Consider the following 10083-nt stretch of genomic DNA (forward strand, 5'->3'; position numbering starts at 1 on the left):
CACCCGCTATGACAAGCGCGGCTACGTTTTCCTCGGCACCGCGACTGCCGCAGCCCTCGTCATCTGGCTCCGCGCATGATCGGCCGGACAAGTCCTAGGAGGCACTGAGATCCTTGGCTTCGAGGGCGTCCAGGAGCTTGCTGGCAGCCTCAGCGACCTCGGGGTCGATGGAGCCGGTCATCCCCTGGACGACCTGGCGGCCGGCTAGCACCGCCTGATGCGCGGTGAATTCCCACTGGACCTTGTGGGCGTAGTTGTCGGCGTACTTAGGAAGAGCCTCTGCTGCGGAGTGACTCCACTCCCGCGAGGAGTAGATGTTCAGCAGGAGTTGGAGCACCTCGGCTTTGCAGGCCACGTGAGGAGCCCCGGCCAGTTCCAGGAGGAAGGGTACGGTCGGAGCGGTGGCCTCGGAGATGACGAAGCCCAACTCGCACACCAGATCAGCCAGGTAGTCCAGGGCCAGGCTCCCAGTCTCGCGATCCGACCAGGCCGCCTTGGAGAGCAACGTGGGAATATCCCGCGCGGAGCCCTTGGGCACCTCGAGGTCACCCCACTGGAGCCGTCCCAGCCCCTTCAGGATGGTTCCCAAGCCCGCTCACCCGCCTCCGAACGTGTCGGTGATACCTAGCCGGTCCATGACGCGTTGGCACTGATCACAACCGGGGATCAGGTCTCTGTTGCCGGGATGACCGAACGGCTTACACCCCGTTACGTATCGTCGCGTTACGAACTATTCGGCGTCAGGTGCCGGTGGAGTCACCTCTTTGAATGGTGGCACTCACTCCAACTTTTGCGAGGAGCTCGCCAACAAGTGTGACTTCCACCAGTGTTCCCTGATATCCCGTATGGCTCAGCTCTTTTGCGTCTTCCTGAGCCTGTTTGACACTGCTTCCGAAGGCGTCGCGGAATGCCTTTAGGATCTTACCGCTCGGCCTGTCCGGGCCTTCGAGAAGGATGCGGTAGGTTCCGTGCTCTGCAAGAAGGGGGGTGCGCACGGCATCGGGAGCGGGGCCCCACCCCGCGTCATGCCAGTTCCCGCATGTGTCGCAGGCCCACTCAAGTTCCCAACTCAGTCGTCCATCCCTGATCAACTGCACCGCCCAGCCTTCGCATGGCTCTCGGCAGTTGCTGCACGCTCCGGTGAGTCGCGCTGCCTGTTCTGTCACTTCCACCCTCGCAGTCGCAGGTACCTATCTACTGTCCCGTAGAACTTATCGGAAAGTCCAGAGCCGTCACGTGGGTGATGCGTACCTGCAGGGATGCCACGCTGGAACCAACGATGGTGAAGTTCCTCGTGTATGAGGGTGGTGCGCAATTCGTTTCGGCTGGCGAAGGGCTTCCAGCCGATACGAGTACCCGCATTTGGCTTGGATATCCCGGTGTTCACCTTAGGGCTGTACTGCGGGTAGTGGGTGAACCTGATGTTGGGGAAGTCCTCCCTGATTGAAATGTCAATGGCGCGGTTTCTCGATCTGGCTGTTTTGCCGGTCACATTGCTCAGATCTGCTACCCACTCATTCCCTGCGCCTCTGTGCTCGACGAGCGATCGGCCGGCCCCGAGCTTGCTACCGATGCCAGCGCCGACCATGCCGGCTGCGCATCCCATTGCAGCCGCCCCGCCGACTTGGCCCCAGTTGACTTTGCGGCCGGACAGGCGCTGGGTGAGCCAGTCGAGTCCGCCGTCGACGACGCCGCCGATGATGCAGCCGGCGATGAGGGGGTTGTTGCCGGAGGGGTCGGTGTAGGTGGTGGGGGAGGACAGGGCGTATTGGTAGAGGTTGGTGCCGCCGGCGTGGCCGATGGGGTCTTGGGAGATGAAGCGGCCGGTCTGGGGGTCGTAGTAGCGGTTGCGGTAGTAGAGCAGGCCGGTGCCGTCGTCTTCGCGGCCGGTGAAGGTGTAGGGGTTGGAGGTGTTGGTGCCGGTGGCGGTGGGGGTGCCGTTCGGGTCGTAGGCGTAGGTGGTGGCGAGGGTGCCGTCAGTGTTGGCCAGGCCCACGACGGTGCCGAGGGCGTCAGTGAGGTAGACCTGCGTTTTGCCGCCTTCGGTGCGGGTGAGGAATTGGTCCAGGCCCGAGGTGGCCACGCTTGCTGTCGTTGTCCCGGAGGCGTTCTGCTCGACCAGGGGGTTGGTGCCGTCGGTCAGGTACCGGCTGGTGGCGGTGCCGGTCGTCTTGGAGATGCGGCCGCCGAGCGGGTCGTAGCCGAACGATGACGCGGTACCTGCCTTGGTCAGACCGGTGAGTTGGCCGCGGGCGTTCCAGGTGTAGGTGCGCAGACCGTCGTTCTTGAGCTGGCCGACATCGTCATACGTGAAGGTGCGGCCGTTGTAGGTGCTGATGCGGTTGTCCTTGCCGAACTGCGTTCCGCTCTCCGCGGCGGGCAGAGCCACCTTGGTAAGCGAGCCGGTCAGGCCGGCCTGCAGGCCGCGGATATCCCTGGTGTACGTCAGGTCACCGACCGTCTTGGTGCCTTGGGCGTAGGCGATGGACTTGATGACACCGGTGGTGTCGTAGCCGGTGGTGCGGGTGATGCCGCCGGGCAGGGAGGCGGTCTTCTCCCGGCCCACGGCGTCCAGGCCGAAGGTGACGTCCTGGGTGCCGGTCTTGACCGACTTGAGGATGCCGGACTTGTCGTAGCCGTAGGTGGTGCTTGTTCCGGCTGCGGTCATCAGTTTGCGGCGGTCGGCGGCGTCGTAGTCGTAGGTGACCTTGCCGGTGGGGCCGGTGGTGGTGGCCAGGCGGTCGTGGACGTCGTAGGTGAAGGCCTGGTTGCCGGCTTTGCTGTCGGTGATCTGCTTGAGCAGGTCCCGGGTGTCGTAGTCGTAGGTGACGGTGGACTCGGCCTGGCCGGCGGCGTCGACGCCGTACTTGGTGCTCTTGGGCCGGCCGAGCAGGTCGTACTCGGCGACGGCGGCCTTGCCGGACCTGCTGGTGGCCTTCTTCAAGAATCCGGCCGCGTCGTAATCGAACAGCGCCTGCGCGCCCAGCGGGTCGGTCGCCGTCTTGGGGCGGTCGGCTTGGTCGTAGTCCCACTTGGTGGTGTTCTGGCGGGCGTCGGTCAGGGTGGTGAGGTTGCCGTTCTCGTCGTAGCCGAGCGCGGTGGTGTGCCCCAGCGGGTCGGTGATCTCCCTGGGCTGGTTGAGCGCGTCGAACAGCACCGTGGTCTGGGAGCCCGCCTGGTCCAACAAGGCGCTGGTTCGGCCCGCGCTGTCGGTGAACTGCGCGGTAGTGCGGCCTTCGGGGTCCGTGACAGCAGTGAGGTCGCTGTTGCTGTAGGCGTAGGCCGTGACGGCGTCCGAGGCGTCGGTAGCTGTCTTGAGCTGCCCGGCACCGTTGTAAGTAAAGGTGGTCTCTCGGCCTTCCGGATCGGTGATCTTCGCCAGGTTGCCATTGGGCTCGTGAGTGAAACGCGTGGTGTGGCCGAGTGCGTCGGTGATGCTGCTCGGTTGGTCGTACGGGCCGTCGTAGACCACGGTGCCGGTGGAGCGCGCCTCGGTGGTCCCGGAAAGCTCGGTCGCGCCGGTGACACGGCCCTCGGAGTCATACGAGAACTTGGTGCGCCGTCCGTAAGGATCGATCACTGCATCGACGCGATGGTTGGCGCCGCGCTCATAGACCGTCTTGCGTGCCAGGTCGGTGCCATAAGCCTGAGTGTCGGAGGTGCCATAGCCCTGGTCGAACTCCACCCGACGCACGGCGCCGCCCGGCTGGGTCACCTCCGTTGCGGTGATCTCTCCCGTGCCGGTGGTGGTGTAGGCGAAGGCGTACTTCGCACCCTCGGTCAGCGTCTGTTGCTTGACTCTCCCGCTTGTATCGTACGAGTTGCTCATGTAGACGATGCCGCGGGCGTCCTTCGCCGTGGCGATGCGGTTCGAGGTGCCGTCGTAGGTGTAGGAACTCACCTTCCCCGCCGGGTCGGTGACCGTTTCGAGCCGCCCAGCACTGTCGTATGTGTACGACACGGTGCGGCCGGAGTTGTCCCGTGCCCGGGTGACACGGCCACGTGCGTCGTAGGAGAGAGTGATCCACCGGCCTCCGGAGGTCACGAGGCGAGTGAGTGCCCCTCGGGTACCGTCGGCGCGGGTCAGGGTCAGGGTGTTGCCGTAGCGGTCGCGGATCTCCTTCAGCGGGGCGTACTGCGGGAACACCCACACGGTGCCGTCAGGGAAGGTCAAGTTCCAATAGGCGTTGTTCCAGTCGATGACTGTGCCGCGGAAGGGGCCCGAGGTTCCGGCCGGTTTGAAGACAGCGTCGCCGAAACCGGTGCCCGAGGAGGTGCGCACGTAGTGCACCTTCCGCCCTCCGGGAAGGTACAGGTCGACTTCCTTGTACTGCTCCTTGGAGTGCAGGAACGCGTTGTAGGTGAGGTCGCGTCCGATGCCGAAGGCACGGCTGGCGGTGTCGCCCTGCCAGTACGTGCGGGTGATTTCGACCGGCGTGAGGGAGTCATCGACCGCCAGGTCGGTCCGGGAGTCGGTGAGCAGTCCCGTCGACAGCTCCACAGGGTCGCCGGAGAGCCAGTCGAGGGTGTCGTCCAGCCAGGAGGTCAGCCACGGGGGCAGCGCCGAGGTATTAAACATCGCGCCGTGGAAGGCCCATACCCGGGTCTTGCTGTCCGGGATCACCTGCTTGCCGTCGGCGCTGACCTCGCCGTGACCGTAGATGTACCAGCCTTTGCCGTCCGGGTCGTAGTCCATGAAGTCGACCCGGGTGCCCGGTGGCTCATGTGTGTAGTTGGGGTAGACGATCTGGGCACCCTTGGGGAACAGATACGTCCCGCCCGGCTGCACGGTGAAGTAGACGGGGACGACGCCGTTCTTCGGCAGAGGAAACGGTGGCTTGTCGATCGGGATGGCTGTGATGCCCAACTCGGTGACGGCCTTGCCGTTTTCGTCCCGGACCACCGACCCCTTGGGGATGCGAACCTCAAGCCCTGGGATCTGGGGCGTGGTCAGGACGACGTCCTTCTTCGCGGGCGCGTCGAAGGTGACCGTGTGCTTGGTGTCCAGCGGCGTCATCCACACGGGAAAGCCCAGGTCTACTGACGTGCCGGCCTTGGGACGTATACGGATGTCGAAGCGGCCGTAGCTGCGCTTTTTGGTGTTTGCAGTGGAACCGTCGACTACCACAGTCGTGGCGCTCGGGCTGAATCCGGCCACCGCAAAACGGCCCTTGGCGTCCGTGAGTGTTCTCTTGCTGCCGACCCGGACTGTCACCTTGGCCAGCGGCTTGCCATCCAGCTTGAGCACATGCCCGGTGAGCGCGGTCGATCCCGGCGGGGCTCGCAGTTTGGCCGGCGCCTTCGGTGCCCCGCCCCGCCTGGTTACCCAGTCACGGCCCGACAGGTTGTGCTTGTCCGGGCGCCACGCATCTGCGCCGGCCGGGACGATGCCGCCGTCGGCCTTTCCGCGGTCCGCGCCATCGCTGTCACCTGCACTTTCCGCTGAGTCCTTAGCGGCTTTCTCACTTCCATCGCCTGACGCCTTCGCTGTCGCTGTGGTCGACAGGCCGAGGCTGTAGGTACCGGTCTTGAGTAACGCCGGGGCCACGGTGAGGGTGTAGGTGCCGGCCGCAGACAGCTCCGGCAGCGCGTACGACGTGGTACTGGTCGTCATGTACCGGTCGGCGACGAGCCACTTGCCGTCCGGTCCGTAGATCGACAGGTACCAGTCGAAGGGCGGTGGGCTCCCCAGCCGCAGAGTGAGTTTCTGCCCGGCTGTGCCGGTGAAGGTGAACCGGGCGTTCTGCCCCGGGGTACTGATCGCGGCGGACCGGTTGCCCCCGCCGACGGTGAGTGCCCCGGCCTCAACATCTGCAACCATCGTGGCGGTGGTGCTGCCGGTGACCGGATTGAGCGGTTGCAGCAGCAGGCGGTAGGTGCCTGCCGTCAAGGGAGCCCTCAGGTCCACATCGGTTGTGGCGGTAGAGATGTACACGGTGCTGCTGGCCTCGGTCGCGCCCGGTTTGAGTACTTTGACTTCCGAGGTCCCGGTGATCGTGGTTCCGCTGAACACCACAGCGGCACCGTCCCCAGCCTGAGCGGCCAGCGTGAACTCCAGCTGCTGGCCGGGCCGGGTGATCGTTCCCGTGCGACCAGTCTGCGAGAGAGCGCCACCCTTGGCCGGGCTGGACAGCCACAGTGTCACGCCACCGGTGCCGGCATTCTGCGGCTCCAGCAGCAGGGTGTAGGCCGAACCGGCGGTGAGGGAACGCAACGGGGTTGCGTGGGCGGTCTTCTGCAGGACTGATGTGACAAAGGTGCCGTCCCCGCCGGACTGGCCGACCAAGTTGACGTAAGTGATCTGGTTGATGCTGTTGCCGGTGAGCCCCACACCGAGGACGTCACTGGCCGGGGCGGTGAAACGGGCGCGGATGCGCTGACCCGGGCGGGTCACTGTGACCGGCGCCGAGGCACCGTCCACCGAAACATCGACAGCCAGGTCGGCGGAGAGGGTGAGCTTTGCGCTCCCCTGAGCACCGTTGTAAGGGTCTAGGACCACCGTGTACGTTCCGGTCTCCGGCAGGTCCGGCAGCCCTTTGGTACGTGCGCTGCCGGAAGTCACCACCGCGGAGCTGACGACCTTGGCCCCGGATGGAGCGATCACGTCGAAGTAGACGGATGTGGTGAATGTGTTCTCGGTGAGCCCCAGCGAAAGGTCATCTCCGGCCGAAGCGTTGAAGGATGCCGCGGCGTTCTGCCCGAGGCGGTTGATCGTCGCGACGGTCGATTCCCCGGTCGTGGTAAGCCGTCCCACGTCCACTGGTCGCGACAGGGTGGTCGCGAGAGTTCCCGTGCCGTTTTGCGCAGGTGACATCTGCAGTCGGTAGGTGCCGGCTTGCGCCAGGACGGCGCTGTCCCACTCGGTGGTGTTATCGGCTGGGACGATGAAGCTGTCTACCCGGCTGCCGTCCGGGGCGTAAACCTGGCAGGTGACGTAGGAGGAGAAGCCCGCGGGGGTGACCCCGAGCGACACCTTCTGCCCGGCGGCTGCGCTGAAGGACAGCATGCCGTCCTGCCCGGGACGGGTGATGCCCAACCGCACGGCATCAGCGTCCGGTTCGAGCCCGCTTGCCTTGATGTAGTGCGAGACCGTGACGGACGCGGTTCCGGTCGCACCGTTCGCGGGGTCCAGATAGAGGGTGTAAGAGCCGCTCGCAGGGAGCGAGTCAATGTCCAAAGAGGCCACGGACGCCTTGGACACGTAAAGGGAGTCGACCTGATCGCCGTTGGGGGCGTACAAGCGCACGTTCGTGCCATCGCTCATTCCTGCGGTGTCGATGCCGAGGCTGAACGAGTCCCCCTTGGATGCCGCGATCTTCCACGCACCGTCCTGACCGGTCCGGCTCATGCGTGTGGCGGTCGGCGCGTCGGTGAAGCCGAGTTCGCCACCCGCGGGATGGGACACCGTGACGGTCGCTGCCCCGGTAGCGGTGGACGGGGGGTCAATCACCAGGGAGTAGGTTCCGGAGACCGGGAGATCACGGACCTCGTAGTCGCTTGCGCCTTGAGGGATGTAGCCGTTGCTTCCCACCGTGTCGCCACGTGGATCGACCAGTTGGACGGTCGCCCCGGAGAACGTGGACTGAGTGAACCCCACGGACAGGCCCTTGCCCTCTTCCGCGTCGAACAGCACCCGGGCACGCTTGCCGGCCTCGGTGACGGCGACGGAGACTGGCTCATCGGTCATCGAGGCGCGGACGGTGGTCTCGAAACCCGCCTCGTCCTCGGCGAGAGGCACGGTGAAATCGGCCGGGGAGGTCGCCTTGCCGTCCGGGGTCTGTACGGTAATCCGCCCACTGGTCGTGGACTCGGGAACCTTTACCGTGAGCGTGGAGGAGGTTGCGCTTACCGTCTCCGCGAGAGTCCCGCCGTTGAACCGCACGAGGTTGTCGGTCGCCGGTGATGCGAACCCTGCACCCGACACAGTGATTTGCGTACCTGGCGGGCCGGACAGGGGGGTGACCTTGGAGATGGTCGGGCCGGCCGGCGAAACGATGAAAGCCTCCGCTGCGTCGGCGGACGCACCGCCCGCGCTCACGGTGATCTTCCCGTTGAGCGCCCCGGAGGGGACGGTAACGGCGAGACGGGTGGCGGAGGCAGAGATGACGGCCGCGGCCTTGCCGCCGATCGTCACGGTGTTGCTGCCGGCGGTGGGGGAGAAGCCAGTACCCGACAGCGTGATCTTCGCTCCGGCGGCTGCCCGGACAGGAACCACCGACAGCACCGACAGCGTGCTGGAGGCGAACCGGTCGATGCCCAGCCGGTTGCCCGCCTCGTCGTAGCGGTAACGCGCCGTCTGACCGCCCGGATCGGTCACGCCGGCCAACCGGCCAGCCGCGTCATAGGCGTAGACGGCGTTGTTCGTCGTGGGCTCGGCGGCAGCCGACGCCTTCGGCTCTGCCGCTGGCTTGGCCGGTGCCTGGTCTCGAGGCTGGGACGGAGTGGCGCTCGTCGGCGGCGTTGCTTTGGCGGGCGGAGGCTCCGGCAGGGCCTCGGCCGACACGGTCCCCGCTGCCAGCGCCAGGACGAGCACACCGACCGTCGCCAGCCGATGCCGACCACGTCTGATCCCACGTAAGAACCCGACCCGCGACCGCATGCGCCCTCCCCAAGGCACTGCACAGGGCACCCAGGCCCCGTGAACCCCACCCACCTCGCACGAGCCGTCACACCATAGCCACGGCGGGTCATGTACGCGACAGAAGAAGCGGTCTATGGCTGAGATTGAGCAGTCGTACGTGCCGCAAGCAGGAAGAACGGGCTGGAAGTAGCCCCGCTGTGGGCAGGGGCCCTGCCGCTGAAGGGCGATGAAACCCAGGGCGATGCGGCCGCACCGGGCCGACGCTTCCGCCCCACACGCTGGGGCCCCCGCACTGGCAGCGGCGCCGAGACTGCCGACTCGCCCGCCACACGCGAGGACGACTTCTGATCGGCTGCCATCCCGCCCGACGGATTCCCTTCACCCAGAGGTCGCGCGGGGCCGGGGGCCGGCCGCGTCAAGCTCCCTGTCCGGGCCCACGCGCCACGATCAGGAGCGTGAAAGTCCACTTACGCCACGGCTTATGCGCTGCAGCCACGCGCACTCCCGACCATGTGACAACCTCCCTTGCACGCTCGGCCGTGCTGGAGTTCGCAAGCATGCGAAGCATGCGCCCGTCAAGTAAGCGATTTCAGTCTAACTGCCGGAGCGGTCTGGCGATCGCTCCAGCGGTCTGATTATGTACCCCGGGCATCAGTCGATCACCAGGCGCAAGGAAGGCCAGTATGCGAAGAAGCACCAGGAACATCGCCGCGGCAATTGTGGCAGGGGCGCTGACGGCGGTAGCCAGTCCTGCACTCGCTGACGGCCAGTCGCCGCAGAGCGGTGAACCGGCGCCTTTGTTGCGCTCGAGTTTCGGCATCTCAACGTACATCCATGTGGGAATCAGGAACCACAAATCAAAGAAGTATCTTCAGCCTTCAGGCGGTAGCATTTCCGTCGGCGCCAAGATAGTCCAGAATTCCTATACTGGCGGACTCGAGCAAAAATGGTTGATGTTTGACTCGGAAGGCAGCCTTTACAGCTTCGAGAACAACAAATCAGGGTTGAATCTCGGTATCGATGGCGCCAGCACCTCGGCTGGCGCGGCGGCGATCCAGGCAACGGGATCTGGTGACTACAACCAGGACTGGCAGGTCGATTGGGTCTCCAGCAGTGTCTTCGCGCTAAAGAATCGCAAGAGCGGCATGTGCTTGGGCATTTCGAACGCAAGTACCTCCAACGGCGCTCAGGCTGCCCAGTTCCGTTGCGACGGATCGAGCAATCAGAGTTGGGCAGCGGTCCCGTGGGGTAGCGCAGGGTCATAGCGCTCGGCACTCGACCCTAGATCCGCCCGCATGTTCACCGAGTCGATCGCGCAGCGGGACCCAGTCCAGCTCGTCGCAGGCCCCGAGCTGATCGGGGACCAGGCGGTGAAGTCTGGCCCACACTCTGGCCTTCGTCCACTTAGAGGTCGTTCTCTTTCCGAACCTCAGGTGCGACTTTTGCTGCTCAGACATGAGATCACGGCTGTCGCGGAAGTCTCGGCTCGTTGCTGGCCGAGA

The 10083-nt window shown here is 65.5% G+C and carries 3 protein-coding genes and 1 pseudogene; 1 reads left to right on the top strand and 3 read right to left on the bottom strand.

Going from position 1 to position 10083, the window contains the following annotated elements:
• Positions 1-94: 94 nt before the first annotated feature.
• Positions 95-589 carry a hypothetical protein gene (locus tag OO68_RS41100; protein ID WP_033314615.1) on the bottom strand — a complete coding sequence of 165 codons (495 nt, stop codon included), beginning with the start codon at positions 587-589 and terminating at the stop codon, positions 95-97.
• Between the two features lie 573 nt (positions 590-1162).
• A complete protein-coding gene (locus OO68_RS41105; protein ID WP_167345953.1) occupies positions 1163-8533 on the bottom strand; it encodes an RHS repeat-associated core domain-containing protein in 7371 nt (2456 codons plus the stop codon).
• 731 nt (positions 8534-9264) lie between these two features.
• Here OO68_RS41105 and OO68_RS45050 point away from each other — a divergent pair.
• Positions 9265-9846, top strand: a complete 582-nt coding sequence (locus OO68_RS45050) for an RICIN domain-containing protein (protein ID WP_078625818.1) — start codon at positions 9265-9267, stop codon at positions 9844-9846.
• A gap of 23 nt (positions 9847-9869) precedes the next feature.
• Here the strand turns inward: OO68_RS45050 and OO68_RS47075 are convergent.
• Positions 9870-9984: pseudogene (locus OO68_RS47075) on the bottom strand (IS5/IS1182 family transposase); the annotation flags it as partial.
• Positions 9985-10083: the final 99 nt, after the last annotated feature.

The organism is Streptomyces iakyrus, from assembly GCF_000717055.1.
In the GTDB taxonomy this organism is placed as follows: Bacteria; Actinomycetota; Actinomycetes; order Streptomycetales; family Streptomycetaceae; genus Streptomyces; species Streptomyces iakyrus.